Source organism: Microbacterium sp. bgisy203, assembly GCF_057706945.1.
The window spans coordinates 62,070-87,626 of sequence record NZ_JBYIPF010000003.1; the positions used below are offsets into that span (position 1 = coordinate 62,070).

Here is a 25,557-nt window from a genome sequence, read left to right on the forward strand (position 1 = left end):
TCTGGTCTGGAGCTCGTGCCCGGCGGGGGTTTCGTCGGCGCAGATCGTCGGCAGCGAGGGCTGTGGCCGCGATCTGTGCCGACGATTCCGCGCGTGGCAGCGTTTTGCGCCGACGATTCCGCGCGTGGCCGCGTTCTGCGCCGACGATCCTCAGCGACCTGCGGGACCCTCAGCGCCTTGCAGCGCGCTTCAGCGCCGGCGCCACCAGCGCCGCGGGCCCGGCGCCTGCGCCACGGCATCCCGGGCCTCGGCCTGCGCCGCCGCCTCCCGCGCCGCGGCGGCGGCTCGCTCCTCGCGGCGCGCGCCAGGCCGCGACCTCCGCGTCGGCGTCGCGGGTCGGGGTCACGACCGGAGGCCCGCCCATCAGCTGGCGGCGCGCGTCGATCACGCGGCGGTTGAAGTCCTCGACGTACTCGCGCACCTGCCCCTCGCGCGCGAGCGCGTCGACGCGCTCCTCGAATTCTGCGTGCTCGGTGCGGAGCATGAGGGCCGGCGGCCCGAGGCCGGAGAGCTTCTCGGTCTGGATCTTCCGGCGGATCCACCAATCGGGGTCGTGATGGCCGCCGAGCCCCTCGAGGGGCTTGCCCGCCCCAGGCAGGTTGTCGAACTCGCCGCGCCGGATCGCCTGCTGGATCGCGGTCTCGACGTACATCGCCCGCTCGTGCGGCGTCGGCGTTCCGGTATTCGAGCCGGCGCCCGAGTCGGCGCCCGATCCGGCCGGCGCGGATGCCGCGGCATCCGTCTCGCCCGCGGCGTCGCCGTCCTCGCCGTCGACCCCCGCCTCGCGCGCGGCCTGCGCGGCGCGGTAGCGCGCAGCGCTCAATGCCGAATCCCGCCGTGCGTCGCCGGTCATGAGCCCCACGCTACGGCGTGAGTGCGCTCCGTGGGCGCGTCGGGCGTGAACCGTCGCGGGCAACCCGCGCGCCGCGTCCACCGAATCCGCCCGCCGCTACACCGCCCGCACGGCGCCGACCCCCACCCCCGTGCCGCGCAGCTCGCCGCGCAACTCACCGCGCAACTCACCGTGCAACTCCCCGTGCAGGCGCTCCATCCGCGCGTCGAGCAGCGCGGCCGAGTCCGCGGCATCCTTCAGCTCGGAGAGCAGGCCGTCGGGGACGATGCCCGCGTACTTGTAGTAGATCTTGTGCTCGAGGCTCGCCCAGAAGTCCATCGCGATCGTGCGGAACTGCACCTCGACCGCGACGTCGACACGTCCCGTCGAGAGGAACACGGGCACCTCGACGATGACGTGCAGGCTCTTGTAGCCGTTCGGCTTCGGCGCGGCGATGTAGTCCTTGACGGCGCGCACGGTGATGTCGTCCTGCTGGGTGAGCAGGTCGAACAGACGGTAGGCATCCTTCGTGAAGCTCGTCGTCACGCGGATGCCGGCGATGTCGGTGATCCCGGCGCGGATGCCGTCGAAGGTCGGCTCGACGCCCTTGCGCACCACCTTGTCGACGAGGCTGTCGGCCGTCTTGACGCGGCTCGAGAGATGCTCGATCGGGTTGTAGTCGTGCATCTGCTGGAACTCGTCGCGCAGGATGCCGAGCTTGGTCTCGACCTCGCGGAGACCGAACTGGTACTCCAGCAGGAAGCTCTGGAACTCGTCGCGCATCGCGCGCAGCTGCGCGGGGGAGAACGTCGCCGTCCCCTCATCGGTCATGACGGTCAACGGCAGCGCGGGGGCGTCCATGCCCTCGACGGTACCGGCGGGGCTTGTGCGCGACCTGTGATGAAGGAACGTTCTTGAGCACGCCGCCATCACCAGGTACCTTGTGATGCATGTATCCGGAAGAGCGCGTGCAGACCAACCTGCGCAAGGGCGTCCTCGAGTGGTGCACGCTCGCGCTGTTGCGCGGCGGCGACCTGTACGGCCGCGACCTCGCGCGACGCCTCACCGGGCTCGGGCTCCTCGCGAGCGAGGGCTCGCTCTACCCGCTGCTCACGCGCCTGCGCGAGTCGGGCTGGGTGCAGACTCACTGGATCGAGTCGCCGAGCGGCCCGCCGCGGCGCTATTACCGGCTGACGGATGCCGGTCGCGACGCCGTCCGGGGCTTCGAGCGCACCTGGGCGGATGTCTCGGCATCCGTCGCCGCCGCCCTCGATCCCGCTCCCGCTGCCACTTCCGCCGCTCCCGCTGACACTCCCGCCGCTCCCGCCGACGAAAGGACCGAGCGATCATGAAGGACCAGCTCTCGGTGCTGCGCGACCCGCGCGCCCGCGCGTATCTCACCGAGGTCCACGCCGCCGTCGCCGCGGTCGACCCCGCCGCGGCGGACGGAATCATGCGGGAGATCGCCGATCACCTCCGCGAAGCCGCCGCCGAGCCCGGCTTCGACCTCGACCGCACGCTCACCGACCTCGGCGACCCGGCCCTCATCGCGGCCGGTGTCGAGCCGGCTGCGGCTGCTGCCAGCAGCGCTCCCGGCGCGTCACCCCGGTTCGCCGACTCCGCCGCTGGCGTGGTCGTGACGGTCCTCGCGCTGACGGTCGGCACGTGGTGGATGGTCCTGGTCGGCTGGCTCGTCGGCCTTGCGCTGCTGTGGTCGTCGCGGCGCTTCAGCCGGTCGGACAAGATCGTCGGCACCGCGGCGTGGCCGTTCGCGATCCTCGCGGGCCTCGCCCTGACCGCCGTCGGCCGATCGTCCGCGAACCCGCTCCCGTGGGGTGCGGGGTTCGCCGCGCTCATCGTCCTGCCCCTTCTCGCAGGTGCGTATCTCCTGGTCCGCGGGCTCTCCACGCGGGGCCGGAGCGAACCCGAGCGGATGCCGGTCATCGCCCGGTCCGGCCGAGGCGCGTGGCTCGAGACTCCGCTCGTCGCGGCGCTCGCGCTCGGAGGCATCGCGCTGGCATCGGCATCCTTCGTCGCCCTGGCGGCGCTGGCTGTGCGGAGCGAGCAGGTGTACGGGTTCCTCGTCGCCGCAGAGCTCGCGCTCGTGCTGGCCGGATGCCTCGTCTGGATCTCGCGGTCCTGGCGCGACGGCGACAAGACCTTCGTGACGCTGCTTTTCGTACTCGCCGGCGGCGGCATGGCATTCGCGGTGAACGCCGCGCTCGATGCGGGTCGAACGGTGACTGCGTGCACCGCCGACGGATGCCGTGCATGGACGCTCGTCGAGCCCTCCGCCCTGGTCGGGATCGTCGGGCAGCTCGCGCTGCCGACGCTGACCGCCGCCGCGGTGATCCTCGGCGTCGGCTTCCGCGCCGCCGCGGCGGCCGATCGCTGGCATCCGACCCGGGCCCAGGCGTTCGGAGTCGTCGCGGCGATGACGGTCGGCGGCGTCGGCTTCGTGCTCCTCGTCCTCAGCCAGATGCTGGCGTCGGGGGCGCTGCTGGCGGGAGCCGCGGCGCTTCTCGCCGTGTGGGCCGCCGCGATCATCGCGCAGTGGAGAGCGGAGGGGTGGATGCCGGTGGACCGCGCAGCCGCGGCGCTCGTGCTGCCGGTGCTCGCGGCGATCCCGCTGGTGCTCCCGTGGGAGTACACGGCCACCTCGGCGGTAGACGGCGGCGTGCGTCCGGCATCCTCCTTCGATCTCGGGCTTGTCTGGGGAGTCTTCGGCGTCGCCTCGGCGATCCTCGCGCTGTGGCTCGTTGTGCGCTTCGTGCCGGCGGGCGGGGAGCAGCCTGACGCTCGTGGGCGTGCGCCGCGCCCTGATGCCGAGGTCGGGGTGTCGGCGCGGCTCGTCGGTGTCGTCGGCTTCTTGCTCGTCGTGGCGTACGCGACGACGGCGGCGCTGCAGATCCTCGTGTGGAACCCACTCGCGGCGGCGCCGGGCGAGAGCCTCGACGAGATCTACGCGCATCTCGCGGCGGTCGGTGAGGACTTCAGCGTGCCGACGGTTCTCGGCTACCTGGCGATCGGCCCGCTGCTCGCACTCGCCCCACTGATCCTCTCGTGGCGGCGCGGAGCGGGGGTGCGCGGCATCGTGACGGCCTACTGCGGCATCCTCGCCGCCGGGGCGCTCGGGTATTTCATGGCCTCATTCGGCCCGGGGATGTCGCTCGCCGATGCGTACGACATCTCGGGCGGTGACCACGCGCCGTTCGGTCTGGTGCTCGCGATCGTCAGTGCCGTCGCCCTCGTCGCGGGTGTCGTCATCGGCATACCGATGGCGCGTCGCACCGAGGAGCGCATCTCGACGCGCTGAGCGGGGTGTGCGCCGGCGGCGGCGTGTCGACTCGCTGCGTTCGCTCGGCGGCCGGGGCATCGCGCCGCGCACAGCGCGGTCCGCGCGAGAATGGCGGTCCGCGCGAGAATGGGTAGGTGAGCCCCGACCACGTCCCCCTCCGCGCGCGCCTGCGCGCCGAGGCGACGCACGTCGCACGAAGCCTTACGACGTTCGGGCCGTCGACGGGTCGGCGCTGGCCGCTCGCCCTACAGGCCGCGCTCGCGATGGCCGTCCCGATCGTGGCGCTTGCGGCATCTGGGCGGTCGGACATCGCCCTGCTCGCCGCGACGGGCGCCTTCACGGTCATCTACGGCGGCTGGCTGCGTCCGCGCGAACGGGCGCGCTTCGCACCGGTCGTCGCGCTCGCCCTCTTCGTCTGCGCCGCTGCGGGGGTCCTCGCCGCCGCCGGGGGCACCGGCTCGGTGCTCGCCGGGGCGATCGTCGTCACGATCGTCTCGGCCGCCGTGGCGGGGTGGGTCTCGCTCGGCCCTCCCGGGCCGGTCTTCTTCGTCCTCGTCTACGGGCTCTCGGCGCAGGTGACCGCGATCCGCGACGGCGCACGCGTCGTCGACCCCTGGATCTACCTCGCTGTCGTCGCCGGGTCGTCGCTGTTCGCCTGCCTCCTCGTCGTCGCGCCGCTCCTCCTGCCGCGCTACCGACGCGCACCCGCGCGGCGGCTCCGTGACCTCTTTCCGGCGCGCTGGGACGCCGTCGCGCGCACCCTCACGCTCCGCGCCTCGATCGTCGCGGTCGTCGGCGTCGTCGCGGCGGCCGTCGTCGATCCCGCGCGGTCGTACTGGATCGTCTGCGCCGGCCTTGCCGTCGTCGGGATGCCGGTGGGCCGCCGCGACGCCGCAACGCGCGGCATCCACCGTGCCGTCGGAACCGTCCTCGGCGCCGGGCTCTATCTCGTCCTCGCCCTCCTGCCGCTGCCGGTATGGGCGCTCGGACTCTTGCAGGGCGGCCTGCAGTTCGTGATCGAACTCGTCGTCGTTCGGCATTACGCGCTCGCGCTCGTCTTCATCACCCCGCTCGTGCTGCTGATCATCGGAGCCGCGACGGGGGAGGGCGCGACGTTCACTCGCGCCCTGGAACGCGTCGTCGACACCCTCGTCGGCGCGGTGGTCGGGACCATCGCCGCGCTGTCGGTGCGGCTGCGTCTAGCCCCCGGGCGCTGACGGCGGCGTCCGCCTCGCCGCGCTCGCTCGATCACCGGGACAGCGACCGGAAGGCGGCCGGAAGAGACACGCCACGCGCACGCATGCTCGACATGCAATTCCCGGTATGCATATACTCGGAAATCAGATTCCCGGTATCTCCATCGGGAGCGGATCGGAGAAGCGGATGTCCGTGCGCCAGAGCCTGTTGGCGATCCTCGACCAGGGGCCGTGCTACGGCTACCAGCTGCGCGCCGAGTTCGATCGCCGCACGGGCTCGACGTGGCCGCTCAACGTCGGCCAGATCTACAACACCCTCGACCGCCTCGAGCGCGACGGCCTCGTCGCCAAGGGCGAGACCGATGACCAGGGCCATGTGTACTGGGAGATCACGGATGCCGGCAGCGCGGAGGTCGCGGCGTGGCTCGCCTCTCCCGTCGAGCGGACGCAGGGCACGCGCGACGAGCTCGCCATCAAGCTCGCGATCGCCGCGACCCTCCCGGGCGTCGACGTCGTGGGCGTCATCCAGGCCCAGCGCCGCGCGTCCCTCTCGCAGCTGCAGAGCCTGCAGCGCGCGAAGTACGCGGGGGCCAGCCCCGACGGTGCCGAGGAGCTCGCCTGGTCGCTCGTCGTCGACTCGATGATCTTCGCGGCCGAGGCCGAGGTGCGCTGGCTCGATCACACCGAGCAGCGCCTCGCGCTTCACCCGCGCCAGGCGCTCGCCCTCGAGCTGTCGACCGAGAAGCCCAAGCGCGGACGCCCGACTAAGGCCGACGCGACGGGCCGGCCGTGAGTCTAGGTTCATAACTCCGGAGATTCACCCTCCGGGGCGCGAGATCGACCCTCGGGGCGGGACTCTAGGCCCGATTCTCCGGAGTTGTGAACGCCGCGGCCGGGCGCCCCCGCTCGCCGCGGCCCGGGGTAGCGTCGAACCATGGACGACCTGATCACCGCCGCAGACCTCGCCGCTCGCCTCGACGCGCCGAATCCGCCGGTCGTCCTCGACGTGCGCTGGAGCCTCGGCGGCCCGCACGGCCACGCGCCGTATGTCGCAGGCCACATCCCCGGCGCGCTGTTCGTCGACCTCGAGGCCGACCTCGCGGCGCACGGCGCCCCGACCAAGGGGCGTCACCCGCTGCCGGACGCCGAGGCGTTCCAGGCATCCGCCCGCCGCTGGGGTCTGGACGACGGCGACGAGATCGTGGTCTACGACGACGACAAGGGGTGGGGCGCCGCGCGGGCGTGGTGGATGCTGACGGATGCCGGGGTGTCCACGCGCGTCCTCGATGGCGGACTCGCGGCCTGGCGCGCGGCGGGATACTCGCTCGAGGAGGGAGATGTCGTGAGGGATCCGGGCTTCGCGACCCTCCACCCCGGCCATCGGCGGCAGCTCACGGTCGATGAGGCGGCCGCGCTCGGGGCGAGCGCCGACGGCATCCTGCTCGACGCCCGCGCCGGTGAGCGCTACCGCGGCGAGACCGAGCCGATCGATCCGCGCGCGGGGCACATCCCCGGCGCGGTGAGCGCCCCGACGACCGAGAACGTGCGCGCCGACGGCACGTTCCTCGGCGCCGACGAGTTGCGCGGTCGCTTCGCGGACCTCGGCATCGACCCCGGAACCGCCCTCGGCGTCTACTGCGGCTCGGGCGTCAGCGCGGCGCACGAGATCCTCGCGCTCGCCGTCGCGGGTCACGACGCCGCGCTGTATCCCGGGTCGTGGAGCCAGTGGGCGAACCTCCCCGAGCGCCCCGTCGCCACGGGCGCCACGCCCTGAGCCTCGGACCCGACCCCCGCCCGCGCCCCGTCCGGTTTCGTCGGCGCAGATCGTCCTCATCGCGCCGGGTGACAGCATGTCGCGCCGACGAAATCTCCCGAGGCAGCGATCCGCGCCGACGAAACCCGCGCCCGCCCGCCCACGACGCGCTCCCATCCGCGAGAATCGACCGGTGACCACCACACCCCGCTCCGGCACGCAGTACTCGATCCGCTCCGGCGCCTACTTCGCCGAGATCGCGAGCATCGGGGCATCCCTCCGCCGCCTGCGGCACGACGGTCGCGACCTCACCGTCCCGTTCGACGCCGATGAGGTGCGCCCGGGGTTCCGCGGCGCGCTGCTCGCCCCGTGGCCCAACCGCGTCATCGACGGGCGCTACGCCTTCGCGGGTGAGCAGTACCGCCTGGCGCTCACCGAGCCCGAGCGCGGCCACGCGCTCCACGGCTTCGCCGGCTGGCTCGACTTCACGGACACCGCGCACACCGACGACGCCCTCACGCTCGCCGCGACGATCGAGCCGCAGACGAGCTATCCGTGGCGCGTCCGCGTCGAGACGACGTTCGAGCTGGGCGCTGACGGACTCACCCAGACCGTGATCGCGACGAACGAGGGGACGGATGCCGCGCCCTTCGGCACCGGCCCGCACCCCTACCTCGTCGCCGGCCCCGGCCCCCTCGACACCTGGACGCTGGAGCTTCCGGCATCCGTCGTGCTCGACGTCACCCCCGACCGGCTCGCTCCGGTCGCCCTCCACGACGTCGCGACGTTCGATCCCGCGCGCTTCGACCGGCGCGCACCGCGCGTGCTCGGCCCGGTCGAACTCGACCACGCGTACACCGACCTTGTGCGTGACGACGCGGGCCTCGCGACGGTGCGGGTGACCGACCCGTCGGGCACGGGCGTCGCACTCGCGTGGGATGCCGCGTGCCCGTGGGTCCAGGTGCACACCGCCGACCTCCCCGGCGGCCCCGCCCAGCCCTTCCACCGCGCGGGCCTTGCGGTCGAGCCGATGACGTGCGCGCCCGACGCCTTCAACGACGACCACTACCCGTGGGGCACGGGGCTGATCGTGCTGGATGCCGGAGCGCAGGCATCGGCATCCTGGCGCATCTTCGCGCTCTGACCCGCCCCGACACCCCGGCCGGCATTCCCCCCCGGGGCAGGCAGAAGGGCCCCGGAGTACTCTCCAAGGCCCTTCGCTGACGCCCGCGCCGCGATCACGGCCGGCGTGGCTGGTGAGGTTCAGTCTTTGTCGCCGCGGAGCTCCGCGTTGACCTCGTTCTTCGTCTCGACCGACTCCTTCTCGGCTTCGGCCTTCTTGACGTTGGCCTCCGCCTTCTTCTCGTCGAAGTAGTCGTCGACGCGGTCCTTCGTGTCCTCGAAGCCTTCTTTGATCTTGCGGCCCGCGGTCTCGGCGGCGTCCTTCGCGTCATCCAGGAATCCCATGATGCGCTCCTTTCGGGTGCAGTGAACGTGAGTCTGCGATCACGCTATGCGGCGCCTCGATCCACAGACAAGGGGTTGTCCCTATGGGTTTGCCGTGCTATGCCGACATTCCCCCGGCGGGACCCTCGCGCGCCGGGAACCCGGTTCCATAGGATCGAAACGAGGGGGTGGTGACCGCGTGGCAGGCAAGCACAAGCGCGTCCGCACCCGCGATGTCGTGGCCGAGGGGCTCTACATCGCGTCGGCCGCGACCCGCCTGAGCCTCAAGAACGCGATCCTCATGCACATCCTCGCCGACGGCGAGGACTTCGACCCCGAGCGGTACGTCCCCGAAGCGCGCGCGACGCTCGAGACGCTCGCGGCGGAGGCCGAGGACGAGGCGCACCGCGCCGAACACGAGCGCAAGATCGCACGGAAGCGCCACTCGATCTCCGACGGCACCCACGACTACCGCAGCCGCGACGTCCGGAACCTCCGCCGCCGCGAGAAGCAGTCGCTGCACGTCGCCGCCGAGCTTCGGGCGCGCGCCGCCGACGACGAGCAGCTGCACCGGCTCATCGCCGACGCGCGGGATGCCGCGTGGGACGAGGTCGCCGGGAACATCGAGCGGACGCTGCGCATCGAGGCATCCCGCCCCGATCTCGAGCCCGACTACGAGCGCATGCGCTCCGCGCGCATGCAGGCGCTGCGGCTCGTCGACCTGCCGAAGCTCCGCGCGCACCGGAGGAGTGTCGCCGCGCAGCAGAAGCTCCGCGAGGCGGGGGAGCTGCCCGACATCGTCACCGAGGGCGCGGTCCCCCGGGGCGCCGTCGAACCGGGGGAATTCGAGTAGGCGAGCCGGGAGGCATCCTCTGCGCCCCGCTTCGCGCGGGCTGTGTGTTTCGTCGGCGCACATCGTCGTCATCGAGGATTTCGTCGGCGCATCTCGTCCTCTCGCCGCGCGATGACGACGCTTCGCGCCGACGATCCCGCGCCCACGCGAGATGCGGCGGCCCGGTCGGTGGCTCGATTCGTCGGATGCCGACGCGTGCGCTAAGCTTGCCTACGGCCTTCCGCGAGGGAGGCATGCGCCCGTAGCTCAATGGATAGAGCATCTGACTACGGATCAGAAGGTTAGGGGTTCGAGTCCCTTCGGGCGCACACTGTGTTGAGACAGTGCTGAAGACCCCCGGTTCACGCCGGGGGTCTTCACTTTTCTCCGACGTGGCCACGCGCTTCGCGCCGCAGCCATCGGCGTTCGGCCTCGTTGCCGCTGAGGCGCGCGGCGAGCCCATACGCGGCGGCCGCCTCTTCGCCCCGGCCCGCTCGTGCGAGCAGGTGCGCCCGCACGGCGGCGACCCGGCCCGCGGGCACCCCGCCCGTGAGCCCGCCCCCGCCGGTGATCCCGACCTCACCCGTGACCCCGACCCCGCCCGTGACCTGGGCCCCGCCCAGCCCGTCGCCATCGATCGCCCCCAGCGCGGCGAGCCCGGCATCCGGCCCTTCGACCTCGCCCCGCGCGACGGCGTGTCCGAGCGCGCTCGTCGGCCCTGGATCGAGCCGGCACAGGACCTCGTAGAGCCCGAGGATCTCGCGCCAGTCGGTCTCCTCGGCGCGCGCCGCCTCGGCGTGGACGGCGGCGATCGCGGCCCGCACCTGGAGACGCCCTGCGCGCCTGAGGGCGAGCGTCTCCTGCAGCAGCGCGAGCCCCTCGGCAATGAGGTCTGCCCGCCACAGCGCGCGATCCTGCAGCTCGAGCGGGATCGGCATCCCCTCGGCATCCGTCCGCGCGGGCGCCCGCGCATCGGTGAGCAGCATGACCACGACGAGGCCTGCGGCTTCGGGGTACCACTCGTCCGCGGGTGACCCGAGCGCGAGCAGCATCCGGGCGATGCGCAACGCCTCCGCGCCGAGCGGGCCGCGGGAGACATTGGCGCCGCCCGCCGCCGTGTGTGCCTCGGTGTGGAGGAGCGCCAGGACCTCAAGCACCGCGGGGACCCGGTCGCCGAGGGGCGCCGCTCCGCCGGACCCGTCGCCGTCGAAGGGCAGCCCGCGCAGGCGCGTCTTCGCGCGTGAGATCCGTTGCGCGATCGTCGCTTCGGTCGACAGCAGGCCGCGCGCGATCTCGCGCGTCGTGAGGCCGCCGATGCACCGGAGCGTCAGCGCGACCTGCGACGCGCGGGGCAGCGCGGGGTGGCAGCACAGCAGGAAGAGGCGCAGCGTGTCGTCGCGATCGGATGCCTCGCCTTCGCGCGCCGAGAGACGGGCCGCCCGGTCTTCGCGATCGCGTCGCGCGGCGTTCGAGCGGACGGCATCCACGAACCGTCGAGACCCCACCCGCACGAGCCAGGCGGCGGGCTCCGCCGGAATGCCCTCGCGCGGCCACTGCACGACCGCCGCGGCGACCGCCTCCTGAAGGGCGTCCTCGGCATCGTCGAAGTCGCCGGTCCGGCGCGCGAGCACGGCGAGGGCGCGCGGCGTGGCCGACCGCAGTGCCGCCGTGAGGATGCCGGTCGGTGTGGCGCCGCGCGGCGCACCGCGCGCGTCGCTCACCGAGTCTCCCGGCATCGCGATCGGCATCGGCGCTCCCTCGACACGGCCCCGTCGCTCAGGTGTTCGCCGCGAAGTCGGCGTCGGTCCACACCCGCGCGATCCGCATGCCGCCGGGGGCGGCCGCCTCGGGGAATCGGGCCGCGATCTCGGCCGCCCGCGCCTCGTCGGCGACGTCGACGAGGTAGTAGCCCGAGACGACCTCGGTGACCTCGGGGAGGGGCGCATCGGTGACGAGAGGAGCCTCGCCCGGCGTCGCGGCGCGTTGTACGACCCGTTGCGCGGTGGTGTCGAGGGCCTTCGAGTCGACCAGTTCGCCGGTCTCCTGGAGGTCGCGCTCGACGTCCCAGTAGATCTGGTAGGCGGCGGCGCGCTCTTCGTCGCTCATGTCGGCGAACAGCGTGGCGACGGCGGGGCTTTCGTGGATCAGGATGAGGTACTTCACGGTGATCTCCTCACGGGGGTGCCAGTGCGGGTCGCCGGTCGCGACCCTCTCAGTGTGTCGGAGCCGCCCTGCAGTTTTCGACACGCCTGTGGATTTCGACACGCCTGTGCGAATTCGACCCCCGGAGTCCGTCGCTCCCCGATGCGCGGTCCACGGCATCCCCTCGAATACTTCCGGGCGGAGGTTTTATCGAGTAGGGTCGTGCCGACGGCACTGCCGCCGTCGATGACGACGTACCCCGAGGATGCACTCATGACTCTTCCCGAAGCTTCCGTCCAGCTCTACTCGCTCGCCAAGGAGTTCGCCGCCGACCCGCAGGCCTCGCTCGATCGGCTCGCCGCCGCCGGATTCCGGAACGTCGAGGCGTTCGACTTCGTCGGGCATCCCACCGAGATCCGCCGCGCGCTGGATGCCGCGGGCCTCGCATCTCCGACGGGTCACGCGCCTCTCCTCACCGACGAGCTGTGGACACCCGACGGGTCGATTCCGACGCCGGAGCCCGCTGTCGTGTTCGCGGCGGCCGCGGAGATCGGCATGTCGACCGTGTTCGACCCGTTCGTCGCCGCCGACCGCTGGCTCACCGAAGAGGGCGTCGCCGACATCGCCGAGCGCCTCAACGCGCTCGTCGACACCGCCGCGGGCTTCGGACTGTCGGTCGGCTACCACAACCACGCGCAGGAGTTCGTGGCCGACTTCGACGGGCAGAGCGCGTACGAGCGCTTCGTCTCGCTCCTCGACCCGCGGGTGCAGCTCGAACTCGATCTCTTCTGGGCGCTCACCGGCGGGCAGGACGTCCCCGCGCTCGTCGCGAGCCTCGGCGACCGGCTGACGGCCGTGCACGTCAAGGACGGCGTGGTCCCGGCATCCAACCCGTGGGCGCCGGGCGCTGCGGAGTTCGGCTCGGCCAGCCTCGACCAGCGCCGTGCCGGCACCGGCGACGTGCCGCTGGCCGCCGCCCTCGAGGCCGGTACCGCGATCCGCCACGCCGTCATCGAGTTCGACCACGCGCCGGGGGACGTCTTCGACGACGTCGCCGCCGGTCTCGTGTTCCTCACCGACGGCGGGTTCGTCGCGTGAGCGCCGCGGGTACGGAAGCCGCCCAGGCGCGCGGCCCGCTCGGCGTCGGCATCATCGGCACCGGCGTCATCAGCCAGACCTACCTCGAGAACCTCACCTCGTTCCCCGATGTCGCCGTCGTCGCCGTCGGCGACCTCGTCCCGGAGCGCGCGCGGGCCAAGGCGGAGGAGTTCGGCATCCCCTCGTGGGGGAGTGCCGAGGACGTCCTCGCGAACCCCGACGTCGAACTCGTCGTCAACCTCACGATCCCCGCGGTCCACGTCGCGGTCTCGTCGGCGGCCGTCGCGGCAGGCAAGCACGTCTGGACCGAGAAGCCGATCGGCCTCGACCGCGCGTCGACGCAGGCGCTGCTCGCGCAGGCGGATGCCGCAGGCGTCCGCATCGGCTCGGCGCCCGACACGCTTCTCGGGCCGGGGTTCCAGACGGCGAAACGGGCCCTCCTGGAGGGCGTCATCGGTACGCCGCTGTTCGTCCAGACGATCTTCCAGACCCAGGGTCCGGATGCCTGGCATCCCGAACCCGCCTTCCTCTTCGCCGAGGGCGCGGGCCCCCTGCTCGACATGGGTCCGTACTACTTCTCCGCACTCGTGAGCCTGCTCGGGCCCATCGACGCCGTCGCCGCACGCGGGTCGCGGCCGCAGCTCGAGCGCACCATCCGATCGGGACCGCGCGCCGGGGAGACGTTCCCGGTCGAGGTCCCCTCGACCGTGCAGGTGCTGACCTCGTTCGCGGGCGGCCAGCACGGCACGCACCTGCTGAGCTTCGACTCGGCGCTCGAACGCGCCGGCGTCGTCGAGATCCACGGCTCGGAGGGGACGATCGTCCTGCCCGACCCGAACATGTTCGAGGGGCGGATCGCCTACGTGAAGCCGCTCCAATCGATCACTGACGCCGCCCGCGGCGGCCAGGAGTGGATCGAGATCGAGCCCGTCGGTGCCGTGACCGGTCGCGGGTTGGGCGTTCTCGACATGGCGCGGGCTCTGAACGAGGGCCGGCCGCACATCGCGACCGGCGAGCTCGGCTATCACGTCCTCGACGTGATGCTCTCGGCGCAGGAGTCGGCCGCCTCCGGCGCCACCGTCGAGGTCGCCTCGACGGTGGCTCCCGTGCCGCTGCTGCCGGAGGACTTCGACCCGTTCGCGCGAACGCGGGTCTGACTGCCGGAAGCTGTCGCGAAAGCAGGGTCGATCCGCATCACGCGCGCCCGACGCGGGATGCGGGGCACGATCGGCCCTGCTTTCACGACGTGCGTGTGCGATCGGCCGCCGCGGCGTGGGTCACGCCGCCCGAGGCTCCACCCGCAACCACACGAAGCCGTGCGCGGGAAGGTCGATGCCGTCGGTGAGGTCGAGGTCGCGATCACCCACGAGGTCGGATGCCGACGCTTCGAACCCCGACAGCGTCAGCGCGTCGATGTGCACCGCGGCATCCCCGACGTTCGCGAGGACGAGCACGGTGCTCGCCTCGCCCGGCCGCTGGAATCCCACGACCGACGGGTGGTCGGTGCGGAAGCCGATCAGCTCGTTCCCGGCGAGCTCGGGGGCGAGCTGACGCGCGGCGATGAGCTTCGTCAGGCGTCGGAAGACGCGGCCCGCCGCCGTCGACTCGTCGCCGCGCTCGGCGTACCGGTCGCGGGGCGCGTTGCCGCGGTGTACCCAACGGCTGTCGCTGCGGCGGGCGGGATCGTCGGCGTACGAGTAGTCGTTAAGCTGCGCGACCTCGTCGCCGAGGTAGAGGAGCGGGATGCCGCCCGTCGACATCGCCAGGGCGTGCGCGAGGATCACCCGATCCTCGCCGCCCGGGTCGCCCGCCTCGATGCCCGCGAGCGACGCGGTGGTCCCGGTGACGCGCGCGTCGCCGGTGGCCGGGTTCTCCTGGAACGGAACGCCCCGGGCGAACGTGCCGTCGAACCGACCCGTGTAGAAGCGGTTGAGGAACTGCCGGTGCGCGAACGCGTCGATGCCGAGCGCCGCGGCATCCTCATCGGCGAACGTCCACCCGATGTCGTCGTGTGAACGCACGTAGTTCAGCCAGGCGGTGCCGGCCGGGAGGGCGTGTCGGTGGTCCAGGGCATCCTGAAGCAGGCGGCCGTCGCGGGTCGCGAGGGCCTCCCACGTGAGCGCCATCTGGAGCGGGTTGTACGAGAGGCGGCACTCTTCTGGAGAGATATACGTCACGACCTCGTCGGGGTGCACGATCGCCTCCGACGTGAACGCGACGCTCGGCGCGGCCAGCGCGAGCACCGCGTTGAACGCCCGCAGCAGCAGGTGCGCTTCGGGGAGAGACTCCGACGGCGTCCCGAGCCGCTTCCAGATGAAGGCGACGGCGTCCATGCGGAAGATGTCGACGCCCTGGTTGGCGAGGAAGAGCATCTCGCCCGCCATGGCACGGAACACCGCGGGGTTCGCGTAGTTGAGGTCCCACTGGTAGTGGGAGAACGTCGACCAGATCCAGCGCGGCGGCCCGTCCGACGATCCGTCCTTCGGGGGGATCGGCACGAACGAGCCGGGGTGGTCGTCGGGGAAGATCTCGCGCGTCGTCCGCTCGAAGGCATCCGGCATGGTGCGGTCGGGGAAGATCAGGTAGAAGTCCTCGAACTCCGGGTCGCCGGCAACGGCCTTCCGCGCCCACTCGTGCGCGTCGCTCGTGTGGTTGAAGACGATGTCGAGCATGAGCGCGATGCCCGAGGCACGCAGGTCCGCCGCGAGCTCGGACAGCTGCGCCATCGTGCCGAGGCTCGGGTCGACCCGGTGGTAGCTCGACACCGCGTAGCCGCCGTCGTTCTCGCCCGCCGGGTGGCTCGTCTCCGCCTCGAACAGCGGCATGAGGTGAAGGTAGGTGAGGCCGAGCTCCCGGAAGTACGGGATCTGGTCCCGGATGCCGGCGAGGTTCCCCGCGAAGCGGTCGACGTAGCAGACACCGGCGAGCATCCGCTCCGACTGGAACCAGTCCGGGTCGGCGGCGCGCTGGGCGTCGCGAACCTTGAGGTCGAGCGGGCGGGCGTTCCACGAGGCGGATGCCGCGGCGATCGTCGCGGCGAGCTGCTCCTGCCCGTCGTTGCGCCCGCCGTAGAGCGCGGCGAACAGGTCGTGCAGCCGCGGGAACTGCTCGTCGAATCGCGCGAGGAACGCGTCATCGAGCCTCCCGGCATCCTCTGCTGCGGCCAGCGCAGCGCTTCGGTCGGCATCGATCGTGCTCAGCGCGGTCATCGGTCGCCTCACCCCCTGATGCCCCAGCCTACGGGCGGGCTACGCTGGCGGCATCCCCGCGCCGCCGCGCGCACGTCCGCCTGCGTGCTCCGTGGGCGCGCCTGCTACCGGAAGGCTCCCCGTGGACCTCGTTCAGATCGCCCAGCACGCCGATGACCTCGACCGTGCCGCCGACTTCTACACGATGCTCCTCGAGCGTCCGCCACTCGCGCGCTTCGACGAGCCGAGGCTCCTCTTCTTCGACCTCGACGGTGCGCGGCTGCTGCTGGATGCCGCGGCTCCGAGCGCCCTCGTCTACCTGCGCGTCGACAACGTCCACGAGACGCTCGAGCGTCTTGCCGGGCTCGTCGACGTGGTCGCCGCGCCGCACGTCATCTTCGTGCACGAGGACGACACGCTCGGCCCGGTGGGCACCGAGGAGTGGCAGGCGTTCATCCGCGACAGCGAGGGGAACACGGTCGGGCTCGTCGCCTTCCAGCGCGCCTGACGCGGTCGGTTGCAGCCGGTCACGGCCCCGCGCGGACGGCTGCGGTGCGGACGGCTGCGGTGCGCGCGGCGTAGGCTCGCAGGGTGAGTGCGTACGTCTCGGCGTTCGAGCTGTTCTCCATCGGCGTAGGACCCTCGAGCTCCCACACGGTCGGCCCGCTGCGGGCGGGTCGCGATTTCGCGCGACGCATCGCCGACCTGCCCGGTCTCGCGCGCGTGACCTGCGACCTCTGCGGATCGCTCGGCGCGACGGGGATCGGCCACGGCACCCCCGACGCCGTCGTCGCCGGCCTCCAAGGGCACGAACCCGAGACCGTCGACCCCGCCGACGTCCGCGGTGCGTGGACGAGGTGGACCGACGGCGCACCGCTCGTCGTCGACGGCCGGACGCCCGTGCCCTTCGCGCAGAGCGACGTCGCCTTCGCGCCGCGGACGCGTCTGCCGGGGCACCCGAATGCGATGACGCTCCGCGCGTTCGACGCCGCGGGCGCCGAGCTCGCCGAGCAGACCTACTACTCGATCGGCGGCGGGTTCATCCGGCGGGAGGGCGAGCCCCCGGCCGTCGATGCGGTCGCCTACCCGCTGCCGTTCGCCTCGGCTGCCGAGCTGCTCGCGCTGTGCGACGAGCAGCACCTCACGATCGCCGAGGCCGCGCGCCGCAACGAAGAGGCGTTGCGGAGTGAGAGCGAGGTCGCCGCCGGGCTCGACGCGATCTGGGATGCCATGACCGCGTGCGTCGAGGCGGGCCTTGCGACCGGAGGCGAGCTTCCCGGCATCCTGCGCGTGAAGCGTCGTGCGAACGATATCCGCCTGCAGCTCGAGCGCGCCGAGGCCGAGTCGGGGCGCGAGCTCCCCGGCGAATGGCTGGGCGCGTTCGCGCTCGCCGTCAACGAGGAGAACGCATCCGGCGGCCGAGTCGTCACCGCTCCGACGAACGGGGCGGCGGGCATCGTGCCGGCGGTCGCGATGTATTGGTGGCGGTTCCTCGCCGACTCGGGCCTCGGGTCCTCGACCGCCGTCACGCCCTACGGCGAGCTCGTCGGGTCGGCGCTGCTCGGCCTGCATGGCGCGGACGAGGCGGCTGACGCGGGCGCGGGTGCTTCGGGTTCGGCCGGCGACGCCCCGAGCGCGGATGCCGTGAAGGCGCGCGCCGACGCGGCATCCGTCGCCGAGGCGAACCGACGTCGCGGCATCCGCCGCTTCCTGCTCACCGCGACGGCGCTCGGGTCTCTCTTCAAGGCGAACGCGTCGATCTCGGGCGCCGAGGGCGGGTGCCAGGCCGAGGTCGGGTCGGCGTGCGCCATGGCCGCCGGCGGGCTCACCGCCGTGATGGGAGGCACGAACCGGCAGATCGAGAACGCCGCCGAGATCGCGATGGAGCACCACCTCGGCCTCACCTGCGACCCCGTCGGCGGCCTCGTGCAGATCCCCTGCATCGAGCGGAACGCGATCGCCGCCTCGACCGCCGTGACCGCGGCGCGCCTGGCCCTCCGCGGCGACGGCGAGCACTTCGTGAGCCTCGATCAGGTGGTCGAGACGATGCGCCAGACCGGCATCGACATGTCGCACAAATACAAGGAGACGAGCGAGGGCGGTCTCGCGGTCAACGTCATCGAGTGCTGACCCGCGCCGCGCCGCCGCCAGGATTTCGTCGGCGCAGATCGCGCTCATCGGTCAGGGTGAGGACGAATCACGCCGACATTCTCCAGGATGCCGACGATTCGCGCCGACGAACTCCCGCGGACTCCCCCGCCAGGTCACCCCTGCCACCCGTGTCGGCGCAGAGCGCTTGCGACGACGTCGGGTGCGGTGCCGCCGCGCACGCGCGCTCCCGTGAGCCGCGTGACGTCCCACCCCTCGCCCGTGAACGCGGCGATGCGATCGATGTCGCGATTCCACTGTCGTCGACTCGTGCGGTGGTGGTCCCCCTCGACCTCGACGATCACGCCATAGCGCGGATACACGCTATCGGCGATGCCGAGGAGCCGACCGCCCACGTCGCGGATCTCGACATCGAGCTCCATCGGGGGGAGCCCGGTGGCCTCGGCATCCAGCCGGTACTCGGTCTCGAGTCGCGAGCTGCTGCCGACCCTGACCCGATCGAGCGCTCCCAAGAGGTGCGACCGATTCCGCCGTCCCGGTTCGATCGCCGCCGCGTGTAGCATCTCGATCGTCGTCAGCTGGGCTGAGGGCACCGGCGTGCCTCGGTCGTCGCGGGGCACACGCACGAGGTGATCGCCGACGACGACGAGCCAGCGCTCGCCGCACTCGCCACCGAGCATCGCCCAGGTCGTCGCGGGGCTCGACACGCGCAGCCCGCCGAGATCGACGGTGGAGATCAGGTGCGGGCGCAGCGCGTGAGATCGGATGCCGCAGCCCGCGGTGCCCGGACCGGATGCGGTGTCGCCACGCACAGATCGCCGTCGGGGTCGAAGTCGTCGGGCAGAGGCGCACCCCAGAGCGCCGCGGCGGTCCAGCCCGCGAAGATCGCGTGCGGACTGAGGGTGGGAGCGACGGCGACCGCCCGCCTCCGCACCCGCTCGCGCCGACGGCGATCGAGCGTGAGCGGACCGTCGTCGGTCTCGTCGGCGGGCGCCGGGCGCATGCGCACGCCGTGGAACGGGCGCTCGAGGTCCCGACCTCGAAGGCGCCCGGGCGTCACGCCCGCGGCGAGGGCTTCGGCGTGGGTGAATGAGGTCCCGAGGCTGAGGGGGAGTGGTTGCGGCGGTCGAGGCATCCCCACACCCTGCTCGCCCGCGACGCCGTGTGACGTCCTGCATCGCGAATCTGTGGAGGGATGGCGCACATCGCTTCTTGGGGAGGAGTCGATGGGCGGCACGCGAACGTCGGCACAGATCGCGCTCATGTTCCAGGATGCCGACGATTCGCGCCGACGAAACCGCAGGAGACGACGATCCGCGCCCACGAATTGCGACCCCGCCACCCGCATCGTTCGCCGTGCGAGAACGGCTGGCACTCGCCCCCCGAGAGTGCTAATCTGAGAGCACTTGAGCCGCAAAGGCTCAACTTTGAGACCACCGGTCCGGCGCCCGCCGGGCCACCAGAACAAGGGAGAGAACAATGGCCACGTATGACCCGTTCCGTGACCTCGACCGCCTCGCGTCGGGCCTCTTCGACACGCGCCGCGGCCCGCGCCGGATGCCGATGGACCTGTACCGTGACGGCGACCACTACGTCCTGAGCGCCGACCTTCCGGGCATCGACCCGGGTTCGGTCGACATCGACGTGGACGGCCAGCTGCTCACGATCCGCGCCGAGCGCACGCTGCCCGAGGGCGACGGCGTCAAGTGGATCACCCGCGAGCGTGAGGCGGCGAGCTTCCTGCGCCAGCTGAACCTCGGCCAGGGCATCGACACCGAGAACATCGCCGCGACATACAGCAACGGCGTCCTCACCGTCACGATCCCCGTGAGCGAGAAGGCCAAGCCCCGCAAGGTGCAGGTCGTCGCCGACGGCGCGGCGTCCACCCCGGCGCACGAGACCATCCAGGCCCACGAGTCCGACCAGGCGCCCCAGCCCGTCGACCAGTGACCTGGACCAGTGATCGACCACTGAAGAGCGCCTGAGCCCCGCGGCTCACGCCCCCCGAACCGCCCCGCGTCCGCACGGAGCGGGGCGGTTCTGGGTGCCACCGCGAGGGGTTTCGTCGGCGCAGATCGCCCCCACTGCGCCTGATGGGCGCGATCTGCGCCGACGTTCTCCGCGGTGAGGACGATCTGCGCCGACACTTGCGCGAGCGTGCGCGTGCGCGTGTGCGCGCGCGGGTGCCAGGAGCACACAGGCGATCGATAGAATCGGATCACCCGCCGCCCGCCCGAGGCGCGCAGGACGTCGACGAGGATGCCGATGACCACCGAGCCTGTCCCGAAACCCACCCCGCCCGCGGCCGGCGAACGCCCCGCCCCGCCCACGGCTGATGAACGCCCCGAGCGGGAACTCACCGAACCGGTCGCTCTCACGCTCCCGAACGGATCGCTCAACGATGCCGCGATCGGCTGGGCGCGTCGCCCGCTCGTCGACACGTCGGGCATCGCGGCGCGGCACGGCGTGCGCGTCCCCGGCTGGGGGCGCAACAAGCGGTGGGAGTACTGGAACGTCATCACACCGACTCACATCGCGGCGCTCACGATCTCCTCCCTCGACTATGCCGCCGTCCACGAGGTGTGGATCTTCGAGCGCGCGACCGGCCGCTCGTGGGGCCGGAACGCGACGGTCATCCCCGCCCGCGACGTCACCCTCCCACCCTCGCTCGGTGATGGCATCGCCCTCGCGCACGCGAAAGACCTCGCGGTCAGCGTCACACCCGCGGACGACGGGCGGGTATGGCGGCTGCACGCCGTCATGCCGGATGCCTCGTTCGATGTCACCGTGACCCGCCCCGAACGTCACGACCTGCTCGCCGTCGTCGTCCCCTGGACGAACCGGCTCTTCCAGTACACCGTGAAGGACGTTGCGCTCCCGGCATCGGGTGTGATCGTGACCGACGGCGTTTCGCACGACGTCGGGCCGGGCTCGTGGGCCGTGCTCGACCACGGGCGGGGGCGCTGGCCGTACGACGTCGCGTGGAACTGGGGCGCCGGGTCGGGCGCCCTCGCCGACGGGCGGAGCATCGGCATCCAACTCGGCGGACGGTGGACCGACGGCACCGGCTCGACGGAGAACGGCGTCCTCGTCGGCGGAACGATGCACAAGATCTCCGTGCCGGTGCGGTGGGAATACGACCTCGCTGCGCCGCTTCGGCCCTGGCGCATCACCGGCGGCGGGCTCGACGCCGTCTTCACGCCCTTCTTCGACAAGACGTCGCGGACGAACCTCGGCATCCTCTCCTCGCGCACCGATCAGTGTTTCGGTCAGTGGTCGGGCACGTTCTCGTGGACGGATGCCGCGGGTGCCGCGCGGTCCGTGTCATTCGAGGGCATCGCGGGTTTCGCGGAAGACGTGCACAACCGCTGGTGACAGCGTGTGCGGACGGAAGCCGAGGGAGCGTCAGACCCCGCGAAGCTTCGCCGTCAGAGCCTCGAGCTGGGTCAGCTCGTCGTCGGTGAGCACCGACATGCGGTCGGCGATCGACCGGCCGTGCGTCGTGGCGAGCTTGCGGAAGGCGACGAGCCCCTCGTCGGTCGCGCGGACGATCGCGCCGCGCCCGTCGTGGGGATCGGGGCACTTGCTGAGGAGCCCCCGCGCGACCATCCGGTCGACGAGGCGCGAGACGCTCGGCTGACTGATGAGCATGTTCGCCGTGACATCGCGCAGGCGCGCCGCGTGGTCGTCGCTCCGGGCGACAGTCAGGAGCACGTCGTACTCGGCCTGGGAGAGCTCACCGCCGGTGAAGTCGTCGCTCAGCTCCGCGAAGACCTCGTGCTGCGCGCGGAACAGGTTCTCCCAGGCGGCGACGGCGAGGCGGCGATCGGTCATCGCTCCACTGTAATGCGCGCTCGCGCATGCCCGGCGTCGGCCCGGCGTCGGCCCCGGCGGCGGGACCGCCCTTCACCGTCGCGCATAGTCTGAAGGCATGCTCCGCGTGCGCGTCATCACCCTCCTCGCCGCCGTCGACGCCGCACTCGCCCTCACGACGGGTGCCGCCGCGGCGGCCGCTCCGGCGCTCGAGGCGTCGGCTTCGGAGCCGGGCCTCTCCGCCGTTCCCGGCGACGTCGACGACCTCACATTCGATTCGTTCGACGCGGACTACGTGCTCACCCGCGCCGATGATCGCACGAGCCGGCTGCGGGTCGTGGAGACGATCGTCGCGGTGTTCCCCGACAGCGACCAGAACCGCGGCATCCGCCGATCGATGCCCGACACCTACAACGGCCAGCCGCTCGAGCCGGTGCTCGTGTCGATCACCGACGAGAACGGAGCGCCCCGCCCGGCCGACGTCGAAGACGTCGACGACGAGTTCTCCGTCGTCTCGCGGGCGGACGACTATCTGCACGGCAGACAGACCTACGTGATCACCTACACGCTCGAGAACGTCACGTGGGACTTCCCCGACACGGGGCTGGAGTTCTACTGGAACGTCAACGGCACCCGATGGGGCGAGCCGTTCGGTCGTGTCACCGCGCGGCTGCACCTCGATGCCGATCTTGCGCCATCGCTCACCGGGAATCAGGCGTGCTATCGCGGTGAGTACGGGCTGACGGATGCCTGCGACGACATCTCGCGGGCGCCCTCCGGAGACGGAGGCGCCACGATCACGGCGACGGCTGCGGGCGTCGCACCCTACGAGACGCTCACGTTCGCGGTGGGCTTCGCGCCGGGGACGTTCGCGATGTACGACACGTCGCTTCTCGCGTCGCCTGCCGGTTGGCTGCAGGTTCTGGCGCTCGTGGGGACGTTCGCGGCGGGAGCATTCGGCTTCCGCGCGTGGTGGAAGGCGAGCGCCGGCGGCAGAGGGCGTCGCACCATCGTCGCGCAGTACGAGCCGCCGGCATCCCTCGATGCGCTGGAGAGCGCGGTGCTGATCCGTCGGCGGAAGAAGGGAATCACAGCCGAGGTCCTCGAACAGGCGGTGGCGGGGTCGATCCGGATCGTCGAGTCGACGAAGAAGACATGGCGCGGAAAGCCCCAGCTCGTCGCCGAACTCGTCGACTTCTCGCTCGCGGACGAGAACGCGCGCCCTCTGCTCACGGGGATCTTCCACGGGCGCAAACCCGGGTCGCGCTACACCTTCGGCGTGAGGAATCAGGGGGCCGCGCGAGCGGCACAGAGGGCGCTCAACAGCGCCGAAAGCGAGATTCTCACCCGCGGATTGCGGCGGAAGATTCCGACCGCCGCGCGCGCGTGGCCCATCGCGGTCGCCTCCGTCATGGTCGTCGCGGTGTGGTTCTTCGGAATCGGCGCCATCGCGGACCACGCGAACTGGGTTGCGCCCGTCATCCTCATGGCGGTCTCCGTCGTCGCGCTGGTGGCGATCCTCGTGCTCCTCGCGCTTCGGCCCCTCACAGCGCGCGGCGCGCGCTTTCGCGATCACTTGCGGGGTATGGAGCAGTTCATCGCGTGGGCAGAGGCAGACCGCATCCGCATGCTGCAATCGCCCGAGGGCGCCGAGCGCGTCGCCATCGACGTCGACGACCCGCGGCAGAAGCTCGCCGTGTACGAGAGGCTCCTGCCCTACGCCGTCATCTTCGGGCAGGAGAAGCAGTGGGCTCGTGAGCTCACCGCGCTCTATCCCGGCGCGGGCGAGCGGGAGCCGCACTGGTACGCGGGGAGCGGGCCGCTCGACGCGACGGTGCTGGCCGCCGGACTTCGCTCGCTGACGATCGCGGCGCCGTATGAGTCCTCCGGGTCGGGGTCCTCGGGGTCGTTCGGGTCGTCGTCCTCGTCGGGCGGATCAAGCGGCGGCGGGTTCGCCGGCGGAGGAGGAGGCGGCGGAGGGGGCGGAGGGGTCTGATCCGGCGGATGCCGAGGGCGCGCATCCCGGCATCCGTCGCCTTCTGCGTGCCCCGTACACGCGACGCGGCCCCCGGCGGTGGATGCCGGGGGCCGCGTCGTGTGTGGGAGGTGTGGATCAGCCGAACTGGTTCATCGTGTTGTCCTTGCCGCCGGCCTTGAGAGCCGCGTCGCCGGCGAAGTACTCCTTGTGGTTGTCACCGATGTCGGAGCCGGCCATGTTCTGGTGCTTGACCGTCGCGATGCCCTCGCGGATCTCGCGGCGCTGCACGCCCTTGACGTAGGCGAGCATGCCCTCGTCGCCGAAGTAGCCCTTGGCCAGGTCGTCGGTCGACAGCGCGGCCGTGTGGTAGGTCGGCAGGGTGATCAGGTGGTGGAAGATGCCGGCGCGGGCCGAGCCGTCCTTCTGGAACGAGCGGATCTTCTGGTCGGCCAGCTGCGCGAGCTCGGTGTCGTCGTAGGCGACGTTCATGAGGTCGGCGCGGTCGTAGGCCGAGACGTCCTTGCCCTCTGCGACCAGCGCGTCGTACGCCTGCTGGCGGAAGTTGAGCGTCCAGTTGAACGACGGGCTGTTGTTGTAGACGAGCTTCGCGTTCGGGATCTCCTTGCGGATCTCGTCGACCATGCCGGCGATCTGCTCGACGTGCGGCTTCTCGGTCTCGATCCAGAGGAGGTCGGCACCGTTCTGCAGCGACGTGATGCAGTCGAGCACGCAGCGGGCCTCGCCCGTGCCGCTCTTGAACTGGTACAGGTTCGAGGCCAGACGCTTGGGGCGCAGCAGCTTGCCCTCGCGGCGGATCACGACGTCGCCGTCGTGCAGGTCGGCGTCGCTGACCTCTTCGACGTCGAGGAACGCGTTGTACTGGTCGCCCAGGTCGCCCGGCTCGGCCGAGACGGCGATCTTCTGGGTGAGGCCGGCGCCGAGCGAGTCGGTGCGGGCGACGATCACGCCGTTGTCGATGCCGAGCTCGAGGAACGCGTAGCGGACCGCGTTGATCTTCGCGAGGAAGTCCTCGTGCGGAACCGTGACCTTGCCGTCCTGGTGGCCGCACTGCTTCTCGTCGGAGACCTGGTTCTCGATCTGGATGGCGCAGGCGCCGGCCTCGATCATCTTCTTGGCGAGCAGGTAGGTCGCCTCGGGGTTGCCGAAGCCGGCGTCGATGTCGGCGATGATCGGGACGACGTGGGTCTCGTAGTTGTCGATCTGCGACTGGATGAACTCCACCGCGGTCTCGTCGCCGGCGAGGCGGGCCTCGTCGAGCTTCGTGAAGAGGAGGTCGAGCTCGCGGGCGTCGGCCTGGCGGAGGAAGGTGTAAAGCTCTTCGATGAGCGCGGGCACCGCGGTCTTCTCGTGCATCGACTGGTCGGGGAGGGGACCGAACTCCGAGCGGAGGGCGGCGACCATCCAGCCGGAGAGGTAGAGGTAGCGCTTGTTGGTCGACTTCAGGTGCTTCTTGATCGAGATGAGCTTCTGCTGACCGATGAAGCCGTGCCAGACGCCGAGCGACTGCGTGTAGACCGACGAGTCGGCGTCGTACTCGGCCATGTCCTTGCGCATGATGTCGGCTGTGTACTGGGCGATCTCGAGGCCGGTGCGGAACCGGTTCTGCGCCCGCATGCGGGCGACGTACTCGGGGTTGATCGCGTCCCAGGAGGGTCCGTTCTCGTCCTTCAGGGCCTGCACGGCCTGGATGTCGTCTTCGTAAGCAGACATTGCTTCTTCCTTTGCGGTGTTGGCGGTAGAGCTCGTGCGAGGGAGATCGGTGGCGGGATGCCGGTGGCCTCCGTGTCGCTGGAACCAGCATGACCCCAAGAAGAAGGGGTCTTTATGTCAAACAGCGCGTGAAGATCGTGC

Annotated in this window: 24 protein-coding genes and 1 tRNA gene; 15 read left to right on the plus strand and 10 right to left on the minus strand. The window is 71.5% G+C overall.

The genetic code is table 11. The features are described from left to right. Positions 1-169: 169 nt before the first annotated feature. Complete coding sequence (locus AC3ENQ_RS06125; protein WP_431802729.1) at positions 170-853, minus strand: DnaJ family domain-containing protein; 684 nt, start codon at positions 851-853, stop codon at positions 170-172. Between the two features lie 96 nt (positions 854-949). Beyond that, positions 950-1,693, minus strand: coding sequence for a GTP pyrophosphokinase (locus AC3ENQ_RS06130; RefSeq protein WP_431802731.1), 744 nt, complete (start codon positions 1,691-1,693; stop codon positions 950-952). An 89-nt stretch (positions 1,694-1,782) separates the two neighbouring features. Between AC3ENQ_RS06130 and AC3ENQ_RS06135 the strand changes: the two genes are divergently transcribed. The 6 genes from AC3ENQ_RS06135 to AC3ENQ_RS06160 all read left to right on the plus strand — a co-directional run bounded on the left by AC3ENQ_RS06135 (position 1,783) and on the right by AC3ENQ_RS06160 (position 8,223). Beyond that, complete coding sequence (locus tag AC3ENQ_RS06135; protein ID WP_431802732.1) at positions 1,783-2,184, plus strand: PadR family transcriptional regulator; 402 nt, start codon at positions 1,783-1,785, stop codon at positions 2,182-2,184. Next, positions 2,181-4,148, plus strand: a complete 1,968-nt coding sequence (locus AC3ENQ_RS06140; protein ID WP_431802734.1) for an HAAS signaling domain-containing protein — start codon at positions 2,181-2,183, stop codon at positions 4,146-4,148. The genes AC3ENQ_RS06135 and AC3ENQ_RS06140 overlap by 4 nt, the downstream gene beginning before the upstream one ends. A 116-nt stretch (positions 4,149-4,264) precedes the next feature. Further along, positions 4,265-5,347: an FUSC family protein gene (locus AC3ENQ_RS06145; RefSeq protein WP_431802736.1), complete on the plus strand. Its 1,083-nt coding sequence runs from the start codon at positions 4,265-4,267 to the stop codon at positions 5,345-5,347. A gap of 166 nt (positions 5,348-5,513) precedes the next feature. Continuing rightward, on the plus strand, positions 5,514-6,119 hold the full coding sequence (locus AC3ENQ_RS06150; RefSeq protein ID WP_431802738.1) for a PadR family transcriptional regulator: 606 nt from the start codon (positions 5,514-5,516) through the stop codon (positions 6,117-6,119). Positions 6,120-6,260: 141 nt separating this feature from the next. Further along, entirely contained in the window at positions 6,261-7,100 is an 840-nt protein-coding gene (locus AC3ENQ_RS06155) for a sulfurtransferase (RefSeq protein WP_431802740.1), read from the plus strand. A 172-nt stretch (positions 7,101-7,272) separates the two neighbouring features. Continuing rightward, positions 7,273-8,223: an aldose 1-epimerase family protein gene (locus AC3ENQ_RS06160; RefSeq protein WP_431802742.1), complete on the plus strand. Its 951-nt coding sequence runs from the start codon at positions 7,273-7,275 to the stop codon at positions 8,221-8,223. 119 nt (positions 8,224-8,342) lie between these two features. On the opposite strand, the gene AC3ENQ_RS06165 is transcribed toward AC3ENQ_RS06160, so the two are convergent. Continuing rightward, complete coding sequence (locus AC3ENQ_RS06165; protein ID WP_431802744.1) at positions 8,343-8,546, minus strand: hypothetical protein; 204 nt, start codon at positions 8,544-8,546, stop codon at positions 8,343-8,345. Positions 8,547-8,724: 178 nt separating this feature from the next. On the opposite strand from AC3ENQ_RS06165, the gene AC3ENQ_RS06170 reads away from it, so the two are divergent. Both AC3ENQ_RS06170 and AC3ENQ_RS06175 read left to right on the plus strand, forming a co-directional pair. After that, positions 8,725-9,378: an asparagine synthase gene (locus AC3ENQ_RS06170; protein ID WP_431802746.1), complete on the plus strand. Its 654-nt coding sequence runs from the start codon at positions 8,725-8,727 to the stop codon at positions 9,376-9,378. A gap of 235 nt (positions 9,379-9,613) precedes the next feature. After that, positions 9,614-9,686, plus strand: a tRNA-Arg gene (locus AC3ENQ_RS06175). 48 nt (positions 9,687-9,734) lie between these two features. Here AC3ENQ_RS06175 and AC3ENQ_RS06180 read toward each other — a convergent pair. Next, positions 9,735-11,105, minus strand: coding sequence for an RNA polymerase sigma factor (locus AC3ENQ_RS06180; protein ID WP_431802747.1), 1,371 nt, complete (start codon positions 11,103-11,105; stop codon positions 9,735-9,737). A 28-nt stretch (positions 11,106-11,133) separates the two neighbouring features. Then, positions 11,134-11,520, minus strand: a complete 387-nt coding sequence (locus AC3ENQ_RS06185) for a YciI family protein (RefSeq protein ID WP_431802749.1) — start codon at positions 11,518-11,520, stop codon at positions 11,134-11,136. Positions 11,521-11,772: 252 nt separating this feature from the next. On the opposite strand from AC3ENQ_RS06185, the gene AC3ENQ_RS06190 reads away from it, so the two are divergent. Together AC3ENQ_RS06190 and AC3ENQ_RS06195 are read left to right on the plus strand one after the other, a co-directional pair. Beyond that, positions 11,773-12,597 (plus strand): sugar phosphate isomerase/epimerase family protein, encoded by an 825-nt coding sequence (locus tag AC3ENQ_RS06190; protein WP_431802751.1) that lies wholly within the window; start codon positions 11,773-11,775, stop codon positions 12,595-12,597. Continuing rightward, on the plus strand, positions 12,594-13,754 hold the full coding sequence (locus tag AC3ENQ_RS06195) for a Gfo/Idh/MocA family protein (protein ID WP_431802753.1): 1,161 nt from the start codon (positions 12,594-12,596) through the stop codon (positions 13,752-13,754). The genes AC3ENQ_RS06190 and AC3ENQ_RS06195 overlap by 4 nt, the downstream gene beginning before the upstream one ends. A gap of 120 nt (positions 13,755-13,874) precedes the next feature. Here AC3ENQ_RS06195 and AC3ENQ_RS06200 read toward each other — a convergent pair whose 3' ends face one another. Continuing rightward, positions 13,875-15,806 (minus strand): alpha-amylase family protein, encoded by a 1,932-nt coding sequence (locus tag AC3ENQ_RS06200; protein WP_431802755.1) that lies wholly within the window; start codon positions 15,804-15,806, stop codon positions 13,875-13,877. 121 nt (positions 15,807-15,927) lie between these two features. On the opposite strand from AC3ENQ_RS06200, the gene AC3ENQ_RS06205 reads away from it, so the two are divergent. Both AC3ENQ_RS06205 and AC3ENQ_RS06210 read left to right on the plus strand, forming a co-directional pair. Beyond that, positions 15,928-16,293: a VOC family protein gene (locus AC3ENQ_RS06205; RefSeq protein ID WP_431802757.1), complete on the plus strand. Its 366-nt coding sequence runs from the start codon at positions 15,928-15,930 to the stop codon at positions 16,291-16,293. Between the two features lie 83 nt (positions 16,294-16,376). Next, on the plus strand, positions 16,377-17,915 hold the full coding sequence (locus AC3ENQ_RS06210; RefSeq protein ID WP_431802759.1) for an L-serine ammonia-lyase, iron-sulfur-dependent, subunit alpha: 1,539 nt from the start codon (positions 16,377-16,379) through the stop codon (positions 17,913-17,915). 134 nt (positions 17,916-18,049) lie between these two features. Here the strand turns inward: AC3ENQ_RS06210 and AC3ENQ_RS06215 are convergent, their stop codons facing one another. Continuing rightward, the gene (locus AC3ENQ_RS06215; RefSeq protein ID WP_431802761.1) at positions 18,050-18,706 is read right to left on the minus strand and encodes a hypothetical protein; all 657 of its coding nucleotides are present in this window, start codon (positions 18,704-18,706) and stop codon (positions 18,050-18,052) included. Next, entirely contained in the window at positions 18,631-19,029 is a 399-nt protein-coding gene (locus tag AC3ENQ_RS06220) for a hypothetical protein (protein WP_431802763.1), read from the minus strand. The genes AC3ENQ_RS06215 and AC3ENQ_RS06220 overlap by 76 nt, the downstream gene beginning before the upstream one ends. Positions 19,030-19,373: 344 nt before the next feature. Here AC3ENQ_RS06220 and AC3ENQ_RS06225 point away from each other — a divergent pair, with 344 nt between their 5' ends. After that, a complete protein-coding gene (locus AC3ENQ_RS06225) occupies positions 19,374-19,844 on the plus strand; it encodes an Hsp20/alpha crystallin family protein (RefSeq protein ID WP_431802765.1) in 471 nt (156 codons plus the stop codon). A gap of 315 nt (positions 19,845-20,159) precedes the next feature. Further along, positions 20,160-21,269, plus strand: a complete 1,110-nt coding sequence (locus AC3ENQ_RS06230; protein ID WP_431802766.1) for a DUF2804 domain-containing protein — start codon at positions 20,160-20,162, stop codon at positions 21,267-21,269. 30 nt (positions 21,270-21,299) lie between these two features. Here the strand turns inward: AC3ENQ_RS06230 and AC3ENQ_RS06235 are convergent, their stop codons facing one another. Further along, on the minus strand, positions 21,300-21,728 hold the full coding sequence (locus tag AC3ENQ_RS06235; protein WP_431802768.1) for a MarR family winged helix-turn-helix transcriptional regulator: 429 nt from the start codon (positions 21,726-21,728) through the stop codon (positions 21,300-21,302). 97 nt (positions 21,729-21,825) lie between these two features. On the opposite strand from AC3ENQ_RS06235, the gene AC3ENQ_RS06240 reads away from it, so the two are divergent. Next, the gene (locus tag AC3ENQ_RS06240) at positions 21,826-23,703 is read left to right on the plus strand and encodes a DUF2207 family protein (protein WP_431802770.1); all 1,878 of its coding nucleotides are present in this window, start codon (positions 21,826-21,828) and stop codon (positions 23,701-23,703) included. Positions 23,704-23,820: 117 nt separating this feature from the next. Here the strand turns inward: AC3ENQ_RS06240 and AC3ENQ_RS06245 are convergent, their stop codons facing one another. Next, complete coding sequence (locus AC3ENQ_RS06245) at positions 23,821-25,416, minus strand: isocitrate lyase (RefSeq protein WP_431802772.1); 1,596 nt, start codon at positions 25,414-25,416, stop codon at positions 23,821-23,823. Positions 25,417-25,557 lie beyond the last annotated feature (141 nt).

Excerpts from the sequence above, each read along its gene's own strand:
- AC3ENQ_RS06125 (WP_431802729.1), bottom strand. The coding sequence starts at position 853 with ATGACCGGCGACGCACGGCGGGATTCGGCATTGAGCGCTGCGCGCTAC.
- AC3ENQ_RS06130 (WP_431802731.1), bottom strand. The coding sequence starts at position 1,693 with ATGGACGCCCCCGCGCTGCCGTTGACCGTCATGACCGATGAGGGGACG.
- AC3ENQ_RS06135 (WP_431802732.1), top strand. The coding sequence starts at position 1,783 with ATGTATCCGGAAGAGCGCGTGCAGACCAACCTGCGCAAGGGCGTCCTC.
- AC3ENQ_RS06140 (WP_431802734.1), top strand. The coding sequence starts at position 2,181 with ATGAAGGACCAGCTCTCGGTGCTGCGCGACCCGCGCGCCCGCGCGTAT.
- AC3ENQ_RS06150 (WP_431802738.1), top strand. The coding sequence starts at position 5,514 with ATGTCCGTGCGCCAGAGCCTGTTGGCGATCCTCGACCAGGGGCCGTGC.
- AC3ENQ_RS06155 (WP_431802740.1), top strand. The coding sequence starts at position 6,261 with ATGGACGACCTGATCACCGCCGCAGACCTCGCCGCTCGCCTCGACGCG.
- AC3ENQ_RS06165 (WP_431802744.1), bottom strand. The coding sequence starts at position 8,546 with ATGGGATTCCTGGATGACGCGAAGGACGCCGCCGAGACCGCGGGCCGC.
- AC3ENQ_RS06180 (WP_431802747.1), bottom strand. The coding sequence starts at position 11,105 with ATGCCGATCGCGATGCCGGGAGACTCGGTGAGCGACGCGCGCGGTGCG.
- AC3ENQ_RS06190 (WP_431802751.1), top strand. The coding sequence starts at position 11,773 with ATGACTCTTCCCGAAGCTTCCGTCCAGCTCTACTCGCTCGCCAAGGAG.
- AC3ENQ_RS06200 (WP_431802755.1), bottom strand. The coding sequence starts at position 15,806 with ATGACCGCGCTGAGCACGATCGATGCCGACCGAAGCGCTGCGCTGGCC.
- AC3ENQ_RS06220 (WP_431802763.1), bottom strand. The coding sequence starts at position 19,029 with ATGCCTCGACCGCCGCAACCACTCCCCCTCAGCCTCGGGACCTCATTC.
- AC3ENQ_RS06225 (WP_431802765.1), top strand. The coding sequence starts at position 19,374 with ATGGCCACGTATGACCCGTTCCGTGACCTCGACCGCCTCGCGTCGGGC.
- AC3ENQ_RS06230 (WP_431802766.1), top strand. The coding sequence starts at position 20,160 with ATGACCACCGAGCCTGTCCCGAAACCCACCCCGCCCGCGGCCGGCGAA.
- AC3ENQ_RS06235 (WP_431802768.1), bottom strand. The coding sequence starts at position 21,728 with ATGACCGATCGCCGCCTCGCCGTCGCCGCCTGGGAGAACCTGTTCCGC.
- AC3ENQ_RS06240 (WP_431802770.1), top strand. The coding sequence starts at position 21,826 with ATGCTCCGCGTGCGCGTCATCACCCTCCTCGCCGCCGTCGACGCCGCA.
- AC3ENQ_RS06245 (WP_431802772.1), bottom strand. The coding sequence starts at position 25,416 with ATGTCTGCTTACGAAGACGACATCCAGGCCGTGCAGGCCCTGAAGGAC.